The sequence below is a fragment of the Streptomyces sp. R11 genome (assembly GCF_041051905.1).
Lineage (GTDB): Bacteria > Actinomycetota > Actinomycetes > Streptomycetales > Streptomycetaceae > Streptomyces.
The window spans coordinates 4,297,361-4,317,283 of the sequence record NZ_CP163432.1 but is presented as its reverse complement, the minus strand read 5'-3'; the positions used below and the strand labels follow the sequence as shown (position 1 = coordinate 4,317,283).

The 19,923-nt window shown below is 71.2% G+C and carries 19 protein-coding genes and 1 pseudogene; 7 read left to right on the top strand and 13 right to left on the bottom strand.

Features of this window, described 5'->3' with window-relative positions; genetic code table 11:
* Positions 1-167: 167 nt before the first annotated feature.
* The 5 genes from AB5J55_RS19710 to mshD all read right to left on the bottom strand — a co-directional run bounded on the left by AB5J55_RS19710 (position 168) and on the right by mshD (position 4,418).
* The gene (locus AB5J55_RS19710) at positions 168-1,112 is read right to left on the bottom strand and encodes a hypothetical protein (protein WP_369271959.1); all 945 of its coding nucleotides are present in this window, start codon (positions 1,110-1,112) and stop codon (positions 168-170) included.
* Positions 1,109-2,104 carry an ABC transporter permease gene (locus AB5J55_RS19705; RefSeq protein WP_369271958.1) on the bottom strand — a complete coding sequence of 332 codons (996 nt, stop codon included), beginning with the start codon at positions 2,102-2,104 and terminating at the stop codon, positions 1,109-1,111. The genes AB5J55_RS19710 and AB5J55_RS19705 overlap by 4 nt, the downstream gene beginning before the upstream one ends.
* Positions 2,101-2,988: an ABC transporter ATP-binding protein gene (locus tag AB5J55_RS19700; protein ID WP_369271956.1), complete on the bottom strand. Its 888-nt coding sequence runs from the start codon at positions 2,986-2,988 to the stop codon at positions 2,101-2,103. The genes AB5J55_RS19705 and AB5J55_RS19700 overlap by 4 nt, the downstream gene beginning before the upstream one ends.
* A complete protein-coding gene (locus AB5J55_RS19695) occupies positions 2,985-3,389 on the bottom strand; it encodes a GntR family transcriptional regulator (RefSeq protein WP_369271955.1) in 405 nt (134 codons plus the stop codon). Before AB5J55_RS19695 ends, AB5J55_RS19700 begins: the two co-directional genes overlap by 4 nt.
* A gap of 102 nt (positions 3,390-3,491) precedes the next feature.
* Positions 3,492-4,418, bottom strand: coding sequence for a mycothiol synthase (gene mshD, locus AB5J55_RS19690; RefSeq protein ID WP_369271954.1), 927 nt, complete (start codon positions 4,416-4,418; stop codon positions 3,492-3,494).
* Positions 4,419-4,570: 152 nt separating this feature from the next.
* Between mshD and AB5J55_RS19685 the strand changes: the two genes are divergently transcribed.
* From AB5J55_RS19685 to AB5J55_RS19675, 3 genes and pseudogenes are all read left to right on the top strand, one after another.
* Positions 4,571-6,385: a bifunctional UDP-sugar hydrolase/5'-nucleotidase gene (locus AB5J55_RS19685; protein WP_369271953.1), complete on the top strand. Its 1,815-nt coding sequence runs from the start codon at positions 4,571-4,573 to the stop codon at positions 6,383-6,385.
* Between the two features lie 81 nt (positions 6,386-6,466).
* Complete coding sequence (locus AB5J55_RS19680) at positions 6,467-7,717, top strand: DUF2993 domain-containing protein (protein ID WP_369271952.1); 1,251 nt, start codon at positions 6,467-6,469, stop codon at positions 7,715-7,717.
* Positions 7,718-7,836: 119 nt separating this feature from the next.
* Positions 7,837-8,319: pseudogene (locus tag AB5J55_RS19675) on the top strand (ATP-binding cassette domain-containing protein); the annotation flags it as partial.
* Positions 8,320-8,340: 21 nt separating this feature from the next.
* Here AB5J55_RS19675 and AB5J55_RS19670 read toward each other — a convergent pair.
* The 8 genes from AB5J55_RS19670 to AB5J55_RS19635 all read right to left on the bottom strand — a co-directional run bounded on the left by AB5J55_RS19670 (position 8,341) and on the right by AB5J55_RS19635 (position 16,326).
* Positions 8,341-9,039, bottom strand: coding sequence for a carbonic anhydrase (locus tag AB5J55_RS19670; protein WP_369276236.1), 699 nt, complete (start codon positions 9,037-9,039; stop codon positions 8,341-8,343).
* 230 nt (positions 9,040-9,269) lie between these two features.
* Positions 9,270-10,496 carry a pectinesterase family protein gene (locus AB5J55_RS19665; protein WP_369271951.1) on the bottom strand — a complete coding sequence of 409 codons (1,227 nt, stop codon included), beginning with the start codon at positions 10,494-10,496 and terminating at the stop codon, positions 9,270-9,272.
* 112 nt (positions 10,497-10,608) lie between these two features.
* Positions 10,609-12,042 carry a sensor histidine kinase gene (locus tag AB5J55_RS19660; protein ID WP_369271950.1) on the bottom strand — a complete coding sequence of 478 codons (1,434 nt, stop codon included), beginning with the start codon at positions 12,040-12,042 and terminating at the stop codon, positions 10,609-10,611.
* Entirely contained in the window at positions 12,039-12,776 is a 738-nt protein-coding gene (locus tag AB5J55_RS19655) for a response regulator transcription factor (RefSeq protein WP_369271949.1), read from the bottom strand. The genes AB5J55_RS19660 and AB5J55_RS19655 overlap by 4 nt, the downstream gene beginning before the upstream one ends.
* Positions 12,777-12,851: 75 nt before the next feature.
* Positions 12,852-13,076 carry a hypothetical protein gene (locus AB5J55_RS19650; RefSeq protein WP_369271948.1) on the bottom strand — a complete coding sequence of 75 codons (225 nt, stop codon included), beginning with the start codon at positions 13,074-13,076 and terminating at the stop codon, positions 12,852-12,854.
* 30 nt (positions 13,077-13,106) lie between these two features.
* Positions 13,107-14,171: a S1C family serine protease gene (locus tag AB5J55_RS19645; protein ID WP_369271947.1), complete on the bottom strand. Its 1,065-nt coding sequence runs from the start codon at positions 14,169-14,171 to the stop codon at positions 13,107-13,109.
* Between the two features lie 235 nt (positions 14,172-14,406).
* On the bottom strand, positions 14,407-15,429 hold the full coding sequence (locus AB5J55_RS19640; protein ID WP_369271946.1) for a LacI family DNA-binding transcriptional regulator: 1,023 nt from the start codon (positions 15,427-15,429) through the stop codon (positions 14,407-14,409).
* A 117-nt stretch (positions 15,430-15,546) separates the two neighbouring features.
* Positions 15,547-16,326 (bottom strand): winged-helix domain-containing protein, encoded by a 780-nt coding sequence (locus tag AB5J55_RS19635; RefSeq protein ID WP_369271945.1) that lies wholly within the window; start codon positions 16,324-16,326, stop codon positions 15,547-15,549.
* A 180-nt stretch (positions 16,327-16,506) separates the two neighbouring features.
* On the opposite strand from AB5J55_RS19635, the gene AB5J55_RS19630 reads away from it, so the two are divergent.
* From AB5J55_RS19630 to AB5J55_RS19615, 4 genes are all read left to right on the top strand, one after another.
* Positions 16,507-17,403: an alpha/beta hydrolase family protein gene (locus tag AB5J55_RS19630; protein WP_369271944.1), complete on the top strand. Its 897-nt coding sequence runs from the start codon at positions 16,507-16,509 to the stop codon at positions 17,401-17,403.
* A 37-nt stretch (positions 17,404-17,440) separates the two neighbouring features.
* On the top strand, positions 17,441-17,695 hold the full coding sequence (locus tag AB5J55_RS19625; protein WP_030052141.1) for a MoaD/ThiS family protein: 255 nt from the start codon (positions 17,441-17,443) through the stop codon (positions 17,693-17,695).
* 2 nt (positions 17,696-17,697) lie between these two features.
* Positions 17,698-18,933 (top strand): hypothetical protein, encoded by a 1,236-nt coding sequence (locus tag AB5J55_RS19620; protein WP_369271943.1) that lies wholly within the window; start codon positions 17,698-17,700, stop codon positions 18,931-18,933.
* A gap of 209 nt (positions 18,934-19,142) precedes the next feature.
* Complete coding sequence (locus tag AB5J55_RS19615; protein WP_369271942.1) at positions 19,143-19,880, top strand: DUF2993 domain-containing protein; 738 nt, start codon at positions 19,143-19,145, stop codon at positions 19,878-19,880.
* Positions 19,881-19,923 lie beyond the last annotated feature (43 nt).

Genomic DNA, 19,923 nt, shown 5'->3' with positions numbered 1-19,923 from the left:
GCTCTGGCACGGCGGGGGTCATTGGGTGAGCGTCGCAAGCCCGTCTGAACCAATGGTTACGGAGACATGGCGTGCGGGATAGCGGGGGGCGGCTCGCGGACGTCTACATCGCCGGGCGGCTGTCCGGACCGCACGTCCCTTCCCCCGTGAGGGACGTGCGGCGCGAGCTACGGCGTGCGGCGGCGCAGCAGCCGGAAGGCGGCGAGCGTCGCGGCGGCGGCAACGGCCAGCAGGATGCCGGTTTCGACGTACTGGATCGGCCAGTGGTGGGACTGGGGGTGGAAAGTGGCGCTGGTGGCCACTGGTTCGCCCTCTCCGGGATGCCGGCCCCAGGTCGTGTCCCAGTCCAGCTGCCAGGCCGATCGGGGCAGCTCGAACTCACCGGCTTGGCTGCGGGTGACCGCCGGCCACAGGTCCTCGCGGAAGCGTTCCAGCACGCCGCACAGGACGAGCGCGGCCAGGAAGCCCACCCCGGCGCCGGCCAGGGCCCGCCGCAGCAGCAGCCCGGCGAGTGCGCCGAGCGCGAGGCCGGCCAGGGTGTAGCCGACGGCGGTCGGGCCGGTCCCGATGAAGACGTCCGCGTTGTACCAGTCGCCGACCAGGTCGGGGTCGCCGTCGCCGCGCGCCCAGTTGTTCAGCAGGACGAGTCCGCCCGTACCGATGGTCAGCAGGACGGCCGGGACGGCGAGCTTGGCCGCCAGCCAGCGGGTCGGGGTGACCGACTGGGTCCAGGCGAGCCGCGCGGTGCCGCTCTCCAGCTCGCGGCCGATGAGCGCGCCGCCGGCCCAGGCGGCCACGGGCAGGATCGTGTAGGTCAGGGCACTGGTGACCGTCTCGATCCAGCTGGCGTAGACGTCGTCCACGGTGATCGATTCGATGGACGCACAGCCGGGGAAGCCGTCGCGGGCCGGTGTCATGCACGGGACGTGGCCCCTGCGGGCCTCGTCGCCGATGACGTACATCCAGATCAGCACGGCCGTCGCGCCGAGCAGGGCCAGCGCCCAGAACACGAGCGCCGTGCGGTGCACCCGCAGGACGGTCCAGACCGTGCCCCGCGGCCCGCGCGGGGTGCGGTCGGCGGGGGCGGTCGTGGTGGTGAGCGCGGTCGTCATACGGCGGCTCCGGTACGCCGCTTCAGCAGCCGGAAGGCGATCAGGACCGCGAGCGCCGCGACGGCGAGGGCGATGCCCGTCTCCATCAGCTGCAGCGGCCAGAAGTGCGACGAGGGGTGGAAGTCGCGGTAGAAGCCCACGATGTCGTGGTCGGCGAGGCACTTGGCGTCGTCGACGCAGATGGGGTCCGAGACGCGGGCGCCGGTGGAGGTGAGGGCGCCCTCGCCGACGACCATGCCGGTGTACGGCGGGTACTCGTCCTTGTTGACGAGCGTCTCGACGGGCCACAGATGCGGCCGCAGCGTGGCGAGCGCCTGCAGCAGGACCGCAAGGCCGATGACCGCCGTGGCGAGCGCGGGCAGGGCGCGGCGCTGGAGCACGCCCGCGAGGATGCCGACGGCGAGGCCGAGGAGGGCGTAGGCGGTGGCGAGGGTGCCGTTGGCCACGAAGCTGGTGCCGTCGTCCCACCGGCGCGAGGTCGCCAGCCGCAGCGGAGCGTCCGCGGACCACAGCAAGCGGTGCAGCAGCGTGAGCAGGAGCGTGCCGGAGACGAGCAGGGCGGCCGGGACGGTGACCTTGGCGGCCAGCCAGCGGGCCGGGGAGACGGACTGCGTCCACGCCAACTGGGCGGTTCCGCTCTCCAGTTCGCGCCCGATGAGGCCGGCGCCCGCCCAGGCGGCGGTGAGGAACGGCGTGAGGGCGAGCAGCCCCGCGCCGACGCCGACGACCGTGTCGTACCGCACGGCGGCGGGGTCCGTGAAGTCGCAGCCCATGCCCTCTTGCGCCGAGGCGCAGCCCATCTTCCGGAACGCGGCCCAGACGGCGTCCGCCCCCGGGCCGTACGCCCACAGCAGCGCCCCGGCGGCCACGGCCACCAGCATCACCCAGAACCACAGCGCCGAGCGGTGCAGTCGCAGCATCGTCCAGACCAGGCCGCGCGGCCCGCGGGGAGGCGTGGCGGTGGTGGACGTCTCGATCGTCACGGTGGTCATACGGCGGCCTCCCGCACGTCGTCGAGGCGGAGCGCCGGGGCCTCGGGGGCGCGCAGGTGCGCCAGGACCAGCTCCTCCAGGGTCGGGGCGGTGGTCTGCCATGCGTTGCCGACGGGGCCCTCGGGGCGTATGAGTGCGGTGAGTTGACGTCCCGTGGTGCGGGACTCGACCACGGTGTGCGGGTCCAGGGACGTGTCGGCCCGGCCCGTGACCAGCCGGTGCGCGGCGAGCAGGTCGTCCAGCGGGCCGGCGAGGCGGACCCGGCCGGCGCCTAGCAGCAGGAGGTGGTCGCAGGCGCCCTCCAGCTCGGCCACGACGTGCGAGGACATGACAACCGTGGTGCCGTGCTCGGCCGCGTCGGCCATGAGCGTGGCCATCAGCTGATGCCGGGCGAGCGGGTCGAGGTCGGCCATCGGCTCGTCCAGGAGCAGCAGTTCGGGGCGCTTGCCGAGGGCGAGGGCGAGCGCGACGCGGGTGCGCTGGCCGCCGGAGAGCGTGCGGATCTTCGCGTCCGGGTCGAGGTCGCCCTCGGCGACGATCCGCTCGGCGACCCGGTCGTCCCAGCGGCCGGGGTTCAGCTCGCGGCCGAAGCGCAGGGTGTCGGCGATGGTGAGCTGGGGGTGCAGGGGCTTGTCCTGGGCGACGTACGCGATCCGCTCGCGGGCCGCCGCCGGGGCCTGGCCGAGGACGGTGATCGTGCCGTCGGTGGGGGGCAGCAGACCGGCGGCGAGCGAGAGCAGGGTCGACTTGCCCGCGCCGTTCGGTCCGACGACCGCGCACACGGTCCCCGCGGGGAGCCGGAAGTCGCAGCCGTCCAGCGCCCGCTTGCGGCGCCGCCCGAACCTCTTGCCCAGCGCGGCCGCCTCGATGGCGGTCTCGGTCATGACTCGTCCCCCTTGAGATGCGTGTCCAGCTTGAAGTGCGTGTCCAGTACGGAAGTGAACAGAGCGTCCACGTCGTCGCGGTCCAGCCCGGCCTCGCGGGCCCGTAGGGCCCACGCGTCCAGTTCGGTGCGCAGAGGCGAGTCGGCCGGTGCGGTGTTCAGTCCGCGCCGTACGAACGTGCCGAGCCCCCGGCGTGCCTCGACCAGGCCTTCGCGTTCCAGTTCGCGGTAGGCCTTGAGGACGGTGTTGGGGTTGATGGCGGTTGCCTCGACGACCTCACGGGCCGTGGGCAGCTTGTCGCCCGGCTCCAACAGGCCCAGGCGCAGGGCCTGTTTGGTCTGCTGGACGATCTGCACATAGGTGGCGACGCCGGAGCGCCGGTCGATGCGGTACTCGACCATCCGCTTCCACCACCATTTCACTAATTGAGTAGTGAAAGGGTGGTGCAAAGAAAGGGGCGGCGTCAAGATCGCCGCCCCTTATCTGCCCTTATCTGCCGGATGTCACGTCTCGGTCCGGTACATGAGGTCCGTCTCGTACGTGGTGAACCCGAGCCGTTCGTACACCGACACCGCCGCCTTGTTGTCGGCGTCGACGTAGAGCATCGCCGTGGGCAGCCCCTGTGCCGCCAGATGCCGCAGCCCGATCGTCGTCAGGGCCTTGCCCAGGCCGCCGCCCTGCGCGCCAGGTCGCACGCCGAGGACGTACACCTCGCCGAGCCCCTCCTCCGCGTGGACCTTCGTCCAGTGGAAGCCGATGAGCTCGCCGGCCCGTTCCGCCAGGAAGAACCCCGCCGGGTCGAACCACGGCTGGGCCTTGCGGTCGTCGAGGTCGCGCTGGGTGAGGGAGCCCTGTTCGGGGTGGTGGGCGAAGGCGGCGGCGTTCACCGCGAGCCAGGCCGCGTCGTCCCGGCCGGGCTCGAAGGCGCGCACCGTCACGCCCTCGGGGAGCACCGGGTCCGGCAGCGTCAGATCCGTCAACGAGCGGCGCATCTGGCGCAGTTCGCGGAACAGCGTGAGGCCGAGGACCTGGGACAGGTGGCGGGCGGCGGCGTGGCCGCCGTGGGCCCACACCCGCAGCCGCTTGCCGGACGCGGCGAGAAGGGCCGAGCCCAGCGCGCGGCCGTGGCCGTGACCGCGGTGCGAGGGGTGGACGACCAGTTCGGCGGCGGGGGCCTCCACCGGGTCGGTGTCCTCCAGCTGGGCGTAGCCGACGAGTTCGCCGCCGACCGTCAGCAGCAGATGCGACACGCCCTCGCGCTCCCCGCCACGCAGTTGCAGCCGTCCTTGCTCGGACACCGCCTGCTGCCCGTCGTTCCGGGCGGCCTCCGCGAGCAGTTCGAGCACGGCCTCGGTCTGCTCCGGGGAGGGCGCGAGATGGGTCTCGATGGAACGGGTCGGAAGCGGGTGTGCGGTGTCGTCGCTGGTCATGCGTACGAGGGTAAGGGGCGCCTCCGCCAAAGTCCCGGCACAGAAGCAACCAGCCTGTAACCCGGAACCCCCTGTCGCGCTACGCGCGTTGACTCTAGGCTGCCGCCCGACGGGGCCATGTCACTCACGACTCACGACTCACAGGGGGGCGGATGTCAGCCACATCCCACCAGCAGCACCGCAGACGCCGTACGTACGCACTGATCGCGACCGCCGCCGGTCTCGCCACCGTGGGCGCTCTGGCCGCGGCGCTGCCCGCGACGGCGTCGGCGGGCGAGGGCTCGGACAAGGGCGGCCACGGGCACCAGCACAGCCGTTACCAGGACGTCCAGCTGCTGTCCTTCAACGACCTGCACGGCAACCTGGAGCCGCCGGCCGGTTCCTCCGGCCGGGTCACCGAACTGCAGGCGGACGGCACGACGAAGACCATCGACGCGGGCGGCGTGGAGTACCTCGCCACGCATCTGCGCCAGGCGCGCGAAGGCGAGAAGTACTCCATCACCGCGGCCGGCGGCGACATGGTCGGCGCCTCCCCGCTGATCTCGGGCCTGTTCCACGACGAGCCCACCATCGAGGCGCTGAACAAGCTCGACCTGGACGTCACCTCGGTCGGTAACCACGAGTTCGACGAGGGCGCCAAGGAACTGGCCCGCCTGCAGAACGGCGGCTGCCACCCGAAGGACGGCTGCTACTCGGACAAGAAGTTCGAGGGCGCCGACTTCCCCTACCTCGCCGCGAACGTCCTCGACGAGAAGACCGGCAAGCCGATCCTCAAGCCCTACTGGGTGTGGAAGAAGCGGGACGTCAAGGTCGGCTTCATCGGCGTGACCCTGGAGGACACGCCGGGCGTCGTCTCCGCCGAGGGCGTCAAGGGCCTGAAGTTCAAGGACGAGGTCGAGACGATCAACAAGTACGCCAAGGTGCTCCAGCGCCAGGGCGTGAAGTCGATCGTCGCCCTCATCCACGAGGGCGGTGCCCCGGCCTCCGCTTCGTACAACTACGACTGCGAGGCCCCGGGCGCGGGCGACGGCGTCTCCGGCCCGATCGTCGACATCGCCAAGAACATCACGCCGCAGGTCGACGCACTGGTCACCGGCCACACGCACGCCGCGTACGTCTGCTCGATCGACGACCCGTCGGGCAAGCCCCGCATGGTCACGTCGGCGGCGTCCTTCGGCCGCCTCTACACGGACACCACCCTGACGTACGACCGCTACACCGGCGACATCGCCCGTACGGCCGTGAAGTCCGCGAACCGTGTGGTCACCCGGGACGTCCCCAAGGCGCCCGACATGACCCAGCTGATCAGCAGGTGGAACACCCTCGCGGCGCCCATCGGCAACCGCGCGATCGGCTACATCTCCGCCGACATCCCGAGCGCCGGCACCGAGTCCCCGCTCGGCGACCTGATCGCGGACGCGCAGCTCGCGTACGGCAAGGAGCTGGACCCGGAGACGGATCTGGCGCTGATGAACCCCGGCGGCATCCGGGCGCCGCTGACCTACGCGGCGAAGGGCGCCGAAGGCGACGGTGTGGTGACGTACGCCGAGGGCTTCACCGTCCAGCCGTTCTCCAACACGGTGAACCTTCAGGACCTCACCGGCGCGCAGCTGATCCAGGTGCTCAAGGAGCAGGTGAGCGGGACGAACGCGGCCTCGCCGAAGGTTCTGCAGATCTCCTCGGGCCTGACGTACACGCTGGACCTGACGAAGTCGGGCGCGGACCGTGTGGTGACCGACTCGATCAAGCTCAACGGCGAGGCGATCAACCCGACGGCCACCTACCGCGTCGCCACGAACAACTTCCTCGCGGGCGGCGGCGACGGCTTCCCGACGCTGGGCCAGGGCACGAACGACCTGGTCGGGACGGACGACCTGACGGTGCTGGAGAAGTACCTGACGGCCAACTCCTCGGCGACGAACCCGATCGCCCCGCCGGCGGCGAACCGGATCACGGTAGTGCAGTAGTGAAGTGAAGTAGCGTGAACTAGATCGCAAACCTCCGGTAGAGGTTGCGGGTGGGGGGCGTGCGCATGGTCGGATGGGCCGATGCGTTCCCCCCACCACATAACGGCGCATCCCCATCCAAACGCTCCCTATGCGAACCCGTACGAGGAGCTCGGCAGACTGGACGGCGGTCCTCTGGAGGAATTCCTCCACGACGACGTACCGGACGAGCCGGACCGAACGGATGAAGCGGACGCAGCGGCGGCCCAGGACGACCCCTGGGCCCCGCCCAATCACCGCCGCAACGGCCGTCGCCGGCGCAAAGGCCGCTTCGCGGGACTTCCGTTCGCGATGAAGGCGGTCGTCGGCCTCGTCGTCCTCGCCGCATTCCTCAGCCTCGCCGACCGCTGGGCCCTCCTCTACGCCGAGCGCAAAGCGGCGGACACCCTCAAGACCCGCCTGGACCTCGCGGCCGCTCCCGAGGTGGAGATCGGCGGCTTTCCCTTCCTCACCCAACTCGCCGACGAACGGCTGGACTCGGTGAAGGTGACGGTCCCCGACGTGGCCGCCGACCGGATCTCGCTCGCCCAGGTGACGGCGACGGCGAGAGACGTACGGCTGGACACCGACGGTCCGCTGTCGGTGCGCGGCGCCGACGTCCCCGAGCTGGAGGGCGACGTCCTGCTCTCCTTCGCGGACCTCAACCGTGAACTCGGCGCGTCCCAGGTCACCTTCACCGGAGAGGGCCACGACCGCATCCGGGCCCGCGGCACCCTGCCGGTCGCCGGCCACGACCTCAACCTGCGCGCCGAGGCCCGCATCCTGCGCAACGGCGACCGCGGCATCGCCACCCACATCGGCGGCATGCGTCTGGACATCGGCGACCTGGCCACGTACCGCCCCGGCGCCCGCACCTCGGAGGGCCTGCACCTGAGCCGCGCCTCGGCGGCCCGGCTGGCCCAGGAGACCCGCAAGGCGAAGGCGCTGCTGTCCGTCCCGTCCGTCGTACGGCGCCTGGGCGTGCCCGACTCAGTCGTCCGCGAGGCCCTGCGCCACGAGTCCAAGCTCACCGAGCTGACCGGTACGCCGCGCTTCATCCGCCAGGCCATGCGCCTGAACCTCATCGACCTGGCCCTCGACCACCCCCAGCTCCTCAAACTCCTCGGCTTCGACCCCGCCCTCCTCGACGCCCTCCCCCGCCTGACCCGCCCGGTCCTCGCCGACCAGCTCTCCCTGGGCTTCCGCCTTCCGGAACCGCCGAGCGGGGACGTGCGGCTGCGGGATGTGCGGGTGGAGGAGGACGGGATCAGGGTGCGGTTGGAGGGGGCCGGGCTGGCGGTGGGGCGCCGGTAATCAATTCTGTGTGAGTTCGCGATTAGTTCCGGGAATTCCCTGAAAACCCTCTCAGGCTCAATTAATCGAGGTCTCAGCGGAATTGGCGATTTTCCGGATCGGGCTCCCGTAATGTTTTCACCGTCCGCGAGAACATCGCGTGCGGCCGACCGGGCGCGAGCGACGGGGACATCGAGGGGGCGGCGCGCGCGGCGGTGGCCCACGAGTTCATCGCCGCGCTCCCCGAGGGATACGACACCCGCATCGCCCCCGGCACGGCCACGCTCTCCGGCGGTCAGCTCAAGCGGCTCACGATCGCCCGCGCGATGCTGCGCAACGCCCCCGTCCTGGTCCTGGACGAACCGACGGCCGGCCTCGACTCGGTGGCCGCCCGCCAGGTCGTACAGCCGCTTCGCCGTCTCATGTCCGGCCGTACGACCCTCGTGATCACCCACGACCTGAGCCTGGCGCCGGATGCGGACAGGGTGCTGGTCGTGGACGACGGGCGGCTGGTGGAGGCGGGTACGCACGCGGAGCTGGTGGCGCGGGGCGGGGTGTACAAGGGGCTGGCGGGGCCGGTGCCGGGCGTGCCCACGGAGGAGACCCTCGTCCTCGGGCGCTGACCCCGCCGCCGCTCCCTGCCGTCAGCCGACCCGATGGACCCGCTGGGTCGTCAGCTCGTAACGGGCGCCCACGATGGCCAGTTGGCCGGAGGCCACCTTCGCGGCGAGGTCCGGTTCCGCCGCGAGGTGGGTGCGGATCGCCCGTACGTTGGCGTCGATGGTGGAGTCGATGCGGGCGTCGCCCTCCTGGGTGCGGTCTATGTTCGGGGCTATCCGGTCGGCGATGTACTGGATGTGGGCCGGCAGCCGCTCGCCGGACAGGTCCGACTCGACGGCGGCCTTCACGGCGCCGCACGACTGGTGGCCGAGGACCATGACCAGGGGGATGTTCAGCTCGAGCACTCCGTAGGCGACGCTGCCGAGTACGGCCTCGTCGAGGACCTCGCCGGCGGAGCGCACGGTCATCAGGTCGCCGAGGCCCTGGTCGAAGACCAGCTCCGGAGGGACCCGGGAGTCGATGCAGCCGAGGACGAGGGCGAAGGGGTGCTGACCCGACGTCAGGCTCTGGCGTACGGCGGGCGACTCGTCGGGGTGGTGCTGACGGAAGGTGCGCCAGCGCCGGTTGCCCGCGGCGAGCTCCCGCAGGGCCTCCTCCGGCGTGCCGGGTCGGCGACGCGAGGCGGTGGTGGTGGGGGATGTGTGGGTGGTGGCGGAGGCGGGAGCCGTGCCGAGGGCTGCGGTCGCCCCCAGCGCCGCCGCCCCGGTCAGCCCGAACCGCAGGAGTGCGCGGCGGGCGGGAGAGGCAAGGGCGAACCGCTGGTGGGCGGCCGCGGTCGGCTGGGCGCCGACGGATCTGTCGGAGTTCACGGCGTGGAACGTACGCCCGAGCATCGGAACAAACGTTCACGTTGCTGAATCATGGTCGAGCGCGGGGAACTCATGATCGAACGTTGGACAGCCCTTGACGTTCTCCCGCGCCCGCCTTGACTTTGAGCGGTCGCCGCAGGACCTCAGGACGCCGTGGGGGTCCAGTCCCCCAGCCAGTCGGCGACCTCCTGTCCGGCGGCCTGGGCGTCGGTCAGCTGGGGCCGCTCGGAGCTCGCGGAACCGGAGCCCGGGCCGGAGTTCCGGTACTCGGCGAAACGGTCGTCCTTCCAGGAGAAGCCGCCCATGTCCGACCAGGGCGTGGACTTGACGGCCGCGCTCAGCGTGCTGTCCCGAATCGTGGTCTGGGGGTCGACGGTGGTGTCGCCGCCGGGGTGCCAGTTGCGGCCGAGGTGGAAACTGCCGTCCGCCACGTCGCCGTTGACGGTGGACCGGTTGATGAGGATGCCCTTGCGGTTGGCGGGGGTGCTCGGCGCGGTGACGTACCCGGCCGACGTGCCGTTCCAACGTTTCTTCAGCGTGATGACGGACTTGTCCACGACGGCCGTCGCCCGGCCGAAGATGAAGTCGACGTTGCCGGTGACGTAGGAGTTGGCGATGTAGACGCGGCCCGGCTTGTCCTTGGCGGCGGTCTCCAGCTCCAGGGTGTCCTGGTCGCCGTTGACGATGATCCCGTCGAGGAAGATCTTGTCGGCGGAGGTCAGCAGCGCCACGGCCTGGTGGCCGGCCAGGGACTGGTTGGCGGCCTCGTCGAAGTCGTTGGTGACGGTGAGCTTGCGCAGCTGCGAGTCGTCGGACTGGAGGGAGACGGTGGCGCTGCCCGGGGTGCCGTAGGTCCCCGAACCGTCCGGCTTCTGCATGCCCGCCGCGTTGCCGTGGACGATGACCGTGTCCTTGCGGCTGCCGCCCGTGCCCTGGATGGTGACGTGCGGCTTGTCGGCCGGAACCTTCACGACCTCGCGATACGTCCCCGGCTTCACGGAGATGACGACACGGGACGCGTTGTTCGCGGGTACGGCGTCCACCGCGGCCTGCACGGTCCGGTACTGCCCGCTGCCGTCCTTTGCGACGGTGAGTGTCGTCGCGGCCTGCGTCCGGACGGTCACGGTCTGCCCGTCCCCTCTGCTGTAAGTGCCGTTCTGACCCAGCGAGTTGACGGACGCGAATCCGTCGGCGGTGGCGGTGGCCCAGGCGGGGGCGGCGGCGGACGCGGCGGACGCCTGCGCGGCGCCGACGAGGCCGAGGTCGGTGCCATAGGCGAGGGCGCCGGCGGCGGTCAGGGCCAGCGGGAACCCGACCGCAAGGGCCTTCCTGCCTCTGCGGTGACGCGCTTTGCTGTGCTGCTCACTCATACGGCGATCCGTTCCGTGCGGGGGATGGTCCGCGGATCAGTCGCCGCCTCGCACGGAAAGGTTGCCGCCCCGGGAGAGCCGTTCGCCCTCCCGCCAGGGCCTCGGGAGCGACCTACGGCGTCTCCGGCGGAGCCGTCGGCGCACCCGGCAGGCGTACGGTCGCCACCATGCCGCCGCCCTGCGCGTGGGCCAGGGTGACCTGGCCGCCCGCCTGCTGCACCGTACGCGCCACGATCGACAGGCCCAGGCCCGAACCCGGCAGTGCGCGTGCACTCGGCGAACGCCAGAAGCGGTCGAAGACGTGGGGGAGTTCGTCGGTGGGGATGCCGGGACCGTGGTCGCGGACGGTGAGGACTCCGTCGGTGAGCTGCACCTCGACGGTGCCGCCCTCGGGGCTGAACTTCACGGCGTTGTCGAGGATGTTGACGACCGCCCGCTCCAGCGCCGCCGGTTCCGCCCGTACGTACCAGGGCCGGAGGTCGGCGGTGATCGTCAGCTCCGGGCCGCGGAGCCGGGCCCGGCGCAGGGCCGCGTCGACCGTGTCCTCCAGCGAGATCACCTGCACGCGCTCACCGCGCTGGCCCTCCGATCGGGACAGTTCCTGCAAGTCGCCGATCAGGGAGGCCAGTTCGGTCATCTGAGCCTTGACCGACGCGAGGAGGGCCTTGCGGTCCGCCTCCGGGATCGGGCGGCCCGTCTCCTCGCTGCGGGTGAGCAGCTCGATGTTGGTGCGCAGCGAGGTGAGGGGGGTGCGCAGTTCGTGGCCGGCGTCGGCGATGAGCTGCTGCTGGAGCTCGTGGGAGCTGGCCAGGGCGGACGTCATGGAGTTGAAGGAACGGGACAGCCGGGCCACCTCGTCCTCGGCGTCGTCCTCGACCGGGATACGGACGTTCAGGTCCTCGGTGCGGGCCACGTGCTCGACGGCCTCGGTGAGCTTGTCGACGGGGCGGAGGCCGGCGCGGGCGACTGCGAGGCCGGCGGCGCCTGCACCCACCACCCCTACGCCGGAGACGAGGAGGAGGATGAGGGCGAGTTCGTTGAGGGTGGACTCGGTGCCCTTGAGGGGGACCGCGAGTTGCAGGGCGACCCCCTGAGAGTCGTTCTGGTCCACGCCCAGGTACCGGGTCAGCACGCGAACGGCGTTGCCGTCATCGTCGGTGCCGTTACGAAAGGAGACCTCGTTGGCGTTCGCGCCCTTGATCACGTCCTGGTCGGAGCCGGTGACGTTGACCGTGCCCGGAGAGTTCGGGTCGACGCAGGGGGCGCCGTCCTCCTTGATCGCCTGGACGTAGTCGGTCCGGCCCAGGAACACCTGGCTGTTCCCCTGAGGGTCTTGTGTACAGCTCTGCAGGAGCGACGCGACCGTGCCGGGCCTGCGCGCCATGTCCTTCAGGTCGCCGTTCAGCTGCTCGTACAGCTTCCCCTGCACGATGAACCAACAGGTCACCGAAACCGCCGCCACCGCAAACGCCACCGCCGCCGCCACCAGCATCGCCAGCCGCGAGCGAATCGGCAGTGACCGGAACCGGCGGAACACCTTGCTCACTCCGCGCCGCCCTGTCGCAGCACATACCCCACACCCCGCACCGTGTGCACGAGCCGCGGCTCGCCACCCGCCTCGGTCTTGCGGCGCAGATACATGACGTACACGTCCAGCGAGTTCGACGACGGCTCGAAGTCGAAGCCCCAGACCGCCTTGAGGATCTGCTCACGCGTCAGCACCTGGCGCGGATGCGCCATGAACATCTCCAGCAGCGTGAACTCCGTACGGGTCAGTTCCACCGGCCGCCCACCCCGCGTGACCTCGCGCGTCGCGAGGTCCATGCGCAGGTCGGCGAAGGTCAGCGCCTCGTCCTCCTCCACCGCGCCCGCACCGGCCGCCGCCGCGTACGAGCTGCGCCGCAGCAGCGCGCGGACCCGGGCGAACAGCTCGTCCAGTTCGAACGGCTTGACCAGATAGTCGTCGGCCCCGGCGTCGAGTCCGGTCACGCGGTCGCCGACGGTGTCGCGGGCGGTCAGCATGAGGATCGGCGTCATGTCGCCTGCGCCACGGATGCGGCGGGCGGCGGTCAGACCGTCCATGCGGGGCATCTGGATGTCGAGGACCACCAGGTCGGGCCGGTAGGCGGTCGCCTTCTCCAGCGCGTCCGCGCCGTCGACCGCGACCTCCGTGTCGTATCCCTCGAAGGCGAGGCTGCGCTGGAGTGCTTCACGCACCGCGGGCTCGTCGTCGACGATCAGGATGCGCTGGGGGTCACGGTCGCCGTCGGCGGGGCTCATGGGCTCGGGATCCTCGGGTGCGGTGGGACGGGAGGGCAGGACAGGCGCTGAGCGGGCTGAGTGGGCTGGACGCCTTCAGCCTCGCATGCTTTCCCAGCCTCGTACGGTACGGCGGCGGCTGCGGGCGGCGGCCGTCCGGCGAGCCGTGCCCGGGCGGGCGGTGGCCACCTCCGGCGCCCGGGACGGGGCGGTGGGCGCGTGCAGGGCGCCGGCGACCGCCAGGGCCAGGACGAGGTCGGCCGGTCCGACACCGGCCGCGGTGTGCTCGACCAGGCCGACCTTCTCCAGCTGCTTGATCATGGGGTACCCCTTCGGCTCGGTGAGCGCGGCTCAGCTCTGGGATCCCGACCGCAGCTTCGCCAGGTCGGACTTGACGGTGTTGATCGGGATGGCGAAGCCCAGGCCCACGCTGCCCGCGTTGGACGAACTCGAGCCGGCGGCCGAGTACATCGCGGAGTTGATGCCGATGATGTTGCCGTTCATGTCGATCAGCGCGCCGCCGGAGTTGCCGGGGTTCAGGGAGGCGTCCGTCTGGATCGCCTTGTACGTCGTCGTCGACGAACCCGTGTCGCCGTTGAACTCCTGACCGCCGAACTCGAACGGCCATCCGCCGCCGCCCTGCTGCTGTTGCTGCTGCTGGCCCTCGTCCGTCGACACGGTCACGTCACGGGCGAGCGCGGACACGATGCCGCTGGTCACCGTGCCGGTGAGGCCCTCGGGGGAGCCGATCGCCACGACCTGGTCGCCGACCTGGACACCGGAGGAGTCGCCGAGGGTGGCCGCTTGCAGGCCGGACGCGTTCTGCAGCTTGATCAGCGCGAGGTCCTTGCTGCTGTCGGTGCCGACGACCTCGGCCGTGTACTCCTTGCCGTCGTTGGTCGTCACCTTGACCGAGGAGGCACCGGCGACGACGTGGTTGTTGGTGACGATCTCGCCGTCACTGGTGATGATCACGCCGGAGCCGGTGGACGACCCGGCGTTCGAGGCCGCGTTGATCTCGACGATGCTCGGGCTGACCGCCTTGGCGACCCCGGAGACCGTGCCCTTCTGGCTGGACGGGACGACGTTCGTGCTGGTGGAGCTGGACGCGGCGACGGTGTCGCTGCCGGTCAGCTCCTGTATGCCGTACGCCGTGCCGCCACCGATCGCCGCCGCGACGATCGCGACGGCGGCGAGGAGCGCGACGGGGCCGCGGGGCCGGCGCCGTGACCTCGGCTGGTGTGCGACGGGCTCGGTCAGGAGAGCGGTGGGGGCTCCGCCGCCCGCCTGCTCCGCCGACGGCCGGTACGCCGGCGGGGGCGGCCACTCCGGGTTCACGGGGGAGGAGGCGTGCTGCTGCTGGGCGCCCTGGTACGGGTTCTCGTAATCGCCGCTGCGGCGGAAGCTCTCGGTCATGGCAATGAGCTTGTCGCCCGACCATGAGAGCTTCCTGAGTGCCGCCTGAGAAGCCCGGCAGAAGGCCGTATGCCCGATGTAAAGATGGTTCTGGCGGTGGGTCGAGCCTTCTCAGAATGGCTTAAGAGAGGGCAACCCAGGGGCGCGGGACTGTGTCAATCTGCGGCTCCGCCGCGTGGGCCGCGACCAGCAACGCACGACCGGTGGTCGCCCCCCGGGCCGAAGCTCCATGGCGCTATGCGCACCCGCACGACCGTCGGACGACAAGCCGCGACGGAAACACCTTCAGCCGCTCCCGCCGAGAGCCCGCAACACGAAGCCCGTCATCGAGCACGAGATCCACCGCGGCCCGAGCCATGGCCGACCGGTCCGAGGCGATGGTGGTGAGCGGCGGATCCGTCAACGCCGCCTCCTTGATGTCGTCGAAGCCGGCGACAGCCAGCTCCCCCGGCACATCGATGCGCAACTCCCGCGCCGCACGCAGCACGCCGATCGCCTGGTCGTCGGTCGAGCAGAAGATCGCCGGCGGCCGCTGCGGCCCGGAGAGAAGGTCGAGCGCTATGCGATACGCGTCGTAGCGGTTGTACGGCGCCTCGAACAGCCGCCCCTCGGTGGGGATCTTGGCCTCGGCCATCGCGCGCCGCCAGCCCTCGACGTGGTCGGAGACCGGGTCACCGACCGCGGGGGTCTCCGCGGTGCCGCCCATACAGGCGACGTACTCGTTGCCGTGCTCGAGGAGGTGGCGTACGGCGAGTTGGGCGCCGCCCAGGTCGTCGGTGACGACGGCGACGTCGTCGATGGCCTCGGGCCGCTCGTGGAGCAGGACGACCCTGGCGTCCCACGCCTCGATCTCGGCGGCGGCCAGGTCGTTCAGGGCGTGCGAGACGAGGATGAGCCCCGAGACCCGCATGCCCAGGAAGGCGCGCAGATAGTGGACCTCGCGCTCGCCGACGTAGTCGGAGTTGCCGACGAGCACCATCTTTCCGCGCTCGGCCGCGGCCCACTCGACCGCGTGCGCCATCTCCCCGAAGAAGGGCTGACGGGCGTCCGGAACGATCAGGCCTATGAGGTCCGTGCGCCGCGAGGCCATGGCCTGGGCGACCCGGTCGGGCCGGTACCCCAGTTCCTTGATCGCGGCGAGGACACGCTCGCGCGTGGCCGGGGCGACCGGCCGGGGTCCATTGTTGATGACGTAGCTGACGACGGCAGTGGAGGTACCTGCCAGCCGTGCGACGTCATCGCGAGTCACCTTGGCCACGCGCGGAGTCTACGCGGATGGACCTGCTCTGGGCAGGGCGTGAAGGAGCTTGCCTGCCGCTCCACCGTCACTCTCCTGCGCGCGCACCACGCCCGCGACACCCCGTCCGGGCGCCCGTCAGGCGTCGGCACGGACCTCGGCGCCGTCCAGGGCGGCCATCTCGTCCGCATCCGCCGATTTTGCCCGGTCAGCCTTGGCCTTGGCTTCCTCGGCGGCGCGGTCCACCTTCTCGGGCGTAACGAATCGATAACCGACGTTCCGGACGGTTCCGATGAGCGACTCGTGCTCGGGTCCGAGCTTGGCGCGCAGCCGTCGTACGTGGACGTCGACCGTTCGGGTGCCGCCGAAGTAGTCGTACCCCCAGACCTCCTGGAGGAGCTGCGCGCGTGTGAAGACGCGGCCCGGGTGCTGGGCGAGGTACTTCAGGAGCTCGAACTCCTTGAAGGTGAGGTCGAGGACCCGGCCCTTGAGCTTGGCGCTGTAGGTGGCCTCGTCGACCGACAGGTCGCCGTTGCGGATCTCCATGGGGGAGTCGTCGTTGACGATCTGCTGACGGCCCATCGCAAGCCGCAGCCGCGCCTCGACCTCGGCGGGGCCGGCGGTGTCGAGGAGGACGTCGTCGATGCCCCAGTCGGCGGTGACCGCGGCAAGGCCGCCCTCGGTGACGACGAGGACGAGCGGACAGCCGGGCCCGGTCGAGCGCAGCAGCTGGCACAGGCTGCGGACCTGCGGAAGATCGCGGCGTCCGTCGATCAGGATGACGTCGGCACCCGGGGTGTCGACGAGTGCCGGGCCTTCCGCGGGAGCCACGCGCACGTTGTGCAGCAGCAGGCCGAGTGCGGGAAGCACCTCTGTCGATGGCTGGAGGGCGTTGGTCAGGAGCAGCAGAGAACTCATACGTCTGGTTCCTCCTCGGTCCCTGCGAGGACGTGTGCGGTACGGAACTGCTCTGCGATCCCGGGGCCCCGTACACCTGCGGTCACCTGAGGTTTCCCGCGTCGTATACAACGCTTCCGAAAGCACAAAAGGACCCGGGGGCTACGCTGCCCGAGTCCTCTGCCCAGCAGAATAGCCCACATGAGCATTGGTCCGGCAGGTCATGTGGCACGATCTACGGTTCGTCCGAACTCTGAGACAGCCAGACGTACACCTATGCGGACGTTTCTGCACACGGATGACGGCGTGACGATCGATTCCGTATACGACCCGGGTGCGGTCGTATACGACTCCTCACGTCCACCTGCCCGTGATCTGGTGTTCGTCGTCGCCCACGGGTTCACCGGCGATGTGGACCGGCCGCACGTACGACGGGTGGCGCAGGCCCTCACCCGGCACGCGGCCGTCGTCACCTTCTCCTTCCGCGGGCACGGCGGGTCGGGCGGGCGGTCCACGGTCGGGGACAAGGAGGTGCTCGACCTGGCGGCCGCGGTGCGATGGGCCCGCGAACTCGGGCACACACGCGTGGCGACCATCGGCTTCTCCATGGGCGGCTCGGTGGTCCTGCGGCACGCGGCGCTGTACGGACAGAACGGCGGAGCCGGCGAGGAGCTGGGGAGGCTCGGGGCGCACGGGGGTCGCGGTGCGCGTACGGACGCGGTGGTGGCCGTGAGCGCGCCCGCGCGTTGGTACTACCGGGGTACGCCCCGCATGCGCCGCCTGCACTGGCTGGTGACCCGGCCCGAGGGGCGCCTGGTGGGCCGCTACGGCTTCCGTACCCGGATCCACCACCGGGACTGGAACCCCGTGCCGATGTCCCCGGTGGAGGCGGTCCCGCAGATCGCGCCGACGCCGTTGCTGATCGTGCACGGTGAGCTGGACGGCTACTTCCCCCTCGACCACCCCCGCATGCTGGCCCAGGCGGCCGGTGACCACGGCGAACTCTGGCTGGAGCCCGGCATGGGCCATGCGGAGCACGCGGCCTCCGAGGAACTGCTGGCCCGGATCGGGGGCTGGGCCGCCGCACGGGGCGGCTAGCCTGACGGGGTACACAGCCGATCGACAGAGGAACCGGATGCCAAAGGTCACGGTGCGCTACTGGGCCGCCGCGAAGGCCGCGGCCGGGATCGCCGAGGAGCCGTTCGACGCGGCCACCCTCGCCGAGGCGCTCGACGCCGCACGCGAGCGACACCCCGGTGAACTCGTGCGCGTCCTGCAGCGATGCTCCTTCCTCGTCGACGGTGACCCCGTGGGCACCCGCGAACATGAGACGGTACGGCTGGCCGACGGCGGCACGGTCGAGGTGCTCCCGCCGTTCGCAGGAGGGTGACGATGACCGACCAGCCGTATCAGGGGTACGACGGTTACGACGGGTACGACCCGTATCAGCAGCAGCAGCCGCAGCAGCCGACCGCGCCGCAGGCGTGGCCGGGGCAGCAGGCGTACGACGACCCGCAGGCCGCCCAGCAGTACACGCAGCAGTGGCAGGGGCAGACCTGGGAGACCCAGGTGCAGCCGCCGGCCTCGGCGGCGGAGACGTCTTACCTGCCCTCGCAGGGGGCGGGGGCGTATGCGGGGTACGGCGGTGCTTCGGAGGCCCAGGGGTGGGACGGGGTGCCGCAGGCACAGGCCCAGGCGCAGGGGCGGCATGCTGCCGCTCAGCCGCAGGGGCGTGCCCAGCAGGGGCATGGTCAGCAGTTCCACGCTCAGCGATCCCACGCTCAGCCGTCCCACGCCCAGGCCCCCCGGCCCGAGGCGGCGGCAGGAACCGGTGACGGCCCCGACTACGGTCCCGCGACCGTCGCCGGCAACACCCGTGTCACGGACGCCCAGCGGGCCCGGCTGGAGGGCCGGTCCCCGATCATCGAGCCCGGGCTTCAGCCGGCCGCGCTCACCGCGCTGCTGGGGCTGTTGCTCTCGGTCGCGGCTGCGGTCGGGCCGTACGCCCTGCTGGTGCCCCTTGTCGCCCTCCAGGCCGTGACGGCTGCCGGCTGGTTCCGGCTGAACGGCATGTGGCCCGCCCGGCAGGGCATCGCGCTGGCCTTCGCGGGCGCGCTGGCGGCGGACGTGGCGTTGCTGGTGGCCGACGGGGCGCCTGCGGCGATCCTCGGCACGCTGGGTGTCTGGGTGCTGCTCACCCTGGTTCTGCAGCTTCGTTCGCACGCCGATCCGGACGAGCGGATGTACGGGCTGATGGCGACGGTTGTCTCGGCGGCGCTGGCGATCGTCGCGGCGGGGTATCTCGCGGCTGAGTCGGATGCGGTGAGCGTCGGAGCGGCGGCGGTTGCTGTCGCGGTGCTGGCGCGGGCGTTGCCGTTGCCGACGGTGGCTTCTGTGGTGGCCGCTCTGCTGGCGGGGGCCGGGGCGGGGGCTGTTGTCGGTGCGATGACGGGGATGGAGTCCGGCGGGGCGGTGCTCGGGGTCGGGGCCGGAGTGTGTGCCCTGATCGGCCACCGGGTGGCCGGCTATGACTACCCGTCTCGGTTCGTGCACTTCACGGCGGGGGTTGCGCTGCCGTTGGCGGCGGCGGCTCCGGCGGTCTATCTGCTGGGGCGGGCGCTGGTCTGAGGCGGGGGTTTCCCTTGCCCTGAACGGCCTCGTCCTCAAACGCCGGACGGGCTGGGATGCCTGGATTGGCATCGAGAGGCGAAGCCGCTGGGGGCAGGGGCCCGCAGGCAGACCCCCTGTCACAGATGATCGACAATTCGCCGGTCAACCCCGCCGCAGGGTTACCCTCGCGTCGTTGACGTACGCCGAGGTGGGGGGAACACCACAACATGCGCGCCCTGCGGATACTGCTGATAGTCGTCGTGATCCTGGGCGGCCTCTTCGTGCTGGCCGACCGGCTGGCCGTCGGGTTCGCCGAGGATGAGGCGGCCGGGAAGCTTCAGGCGAGCGAGAACCTTGCCGCCGCCCCGGACGTGTCCATCAAGGGGTTCCCGTTCCTCACGCAGGTCGCGAGCGGCTCGTTGGACGACGTCGAGGTGGGGATCAAGGACTACGAGGCCACCGCCGGCACCGACGGCACGACGATCCGGATCGACGACCTCACGGCGAACATGAAGGGCGTCGAGTTCTCCGGGGACTACAGCTCCGCCACCGCGACGACCGCCTCCGGCACCGCGTCCATCACCTACGCCGAGCTGCTGAAGACCGCCAAGTCCGAGCCCACCCAGGTCGCCCCCGGCGTCACCGCGAACGTCGTCGGCCTCTCCGACGGCGGCAACGGCAAGATCAAGGTCGCCGTCGAGGCCACCGTCCTCGGCACCAAGCTCCCCAACCCGGTCTACGTCCTCAGCTCGGTCTCCGCGCAGGGCGACACCGTGCGGGTGAAGGCCGACACCCTGCCCAACTTCGGCGGTGCCGACATCGCCGAGGACCGGGCCCGTGCGATCACCGACTTCGAGCAGAAGATCGACGGCCTCCCCGGCGGCATCCAGCTCGACAGCGTCCAAGCGGCGAAGGACGGCGTCGAGATCACGGTGAAGGGTTCGAACGTCCGCCTCGCCGGGTAGTACGGGGACCGGCGTCAGACTCGGGTCGGGGCTCTGGCGCCCA

Excerpts from the sequence above, each read along its gene's own strand:
- mshD (WP_369271954.1), bottom strand. The coding sequence starts at position 4,418 with ATGACCAGCGACGACACCGCACACCCGCTTCCGACCCGTTCCATCGAG.
- AB5J55_RS19665 (WP_369271951.1), bottom strand. The coding sequence starts at position 10,496 with ATGAGTGAGCAGCACAGCAAAGCGCGTCACCGCAGAGGCAGGAAGGCC.
- AB5J55_RS19630 (WP_369271944.1), top strand. The coding sequence starts at position 16,507 with ATGAGCATTGGTCCGGCAGGTCATGTGGCACGATCTACGGTTCGTCCG.
- AB5J55_RS19645 (WP_369271947.1), bottom strand. The coding sequence starts at position 14,171 with ATGACCGAGAGCTTCCGCCGCAGCGGCGATTACGAGAACCCGTACCAG.
- AB5J55_RS19710 (WP_369271959.1), bottom strand. The coding sequence starts at position 1,112 with ATGACGACCGCGCTCACCACCACGACCGCCCCCGCCGACCGCACCCCG.
- AB5J55_RS19705 (WP_369271958.1), bottom strand. The coding sequence starts at position 2,104 with ATGACCACCGTGACGATCGAGACGTCCACCACCGCCACGCCTCCCCGC.
- AB5J55_RS19620 (WP_369271943.1), top strand. The coding sequence starts at position 17,698 with ATGACCGACCAGCCGTATCAGGGGTACGACGGTTACGACGGGTACGAC.
- AB5J55_RS19695 (WP_369271955.1), bottom strand. The coding sequence starts at position 3,389 with ATGGTCGAGTACCGCATCGACCGGCGCTCCGGCGTCGCCACCTATGTG.
- AB5J55_RS19685 (WP_369271953.1), top strand. The coding sequence starts at position 4,571 with ATGTCAGCCACATCCCACCAGCAGCACCGCAGACGCCGTACGTACGCA.
- AB5J55_RS19650 (WP_369271948.1), bottom strand. The coding sequence starts at position 13,076 with ATGATCAAGCAGCTGGAGAAGGTCGGCCTGGTCGAGCACACCGCGGCC.
- AB5J55_RS19700 (WP_369271956.1), bottom strand. The coding sequence starts at position 2,988 with ATGACCGAGACCGCCATCGAGGCGGCCGCGCTGGGCAAGAGGTTCGGG.
- AB5J55_RS19625 (WP_030052141.1), top strand. The coding sequence starts at position 17,441 with ATGCCAAAGGTCACGGTGCGCTACTGGGCCGCCGCGAAGGCCGCGGCC.
- AB5J55_RS19680 (WP_369271952.1), top strand. The coding sequence starts at position 6,467 with ATGCGTTCCCCCCACCACATAACGGCGCATCCCCATCCAAACGCTCCC.
- AB5J55_RS19655 (WP_369271949.1), bottom strand. The coding sequence starts at position 12,776 with ATGAGCCCCGCCGACGGCGACCGTGACCCCCAGCGCATCCTGATCGTC.
- AB5J55_RS19615 (WP_369271942.1), top strand. The coding sequence starts at position 19,143 with ATGCGCGCCCTGCGGATACTGCTGATAGTCGTCGTGATCCTGGGCGGC.
- AB5J55_RS19635 (WP_369271945.1), bottom strand. The coding sequence starts at position 16,326 with ATGAGTTCTCTGCTGCTCCTGACCAACGCCCTCCAGCCATCGACAGAG.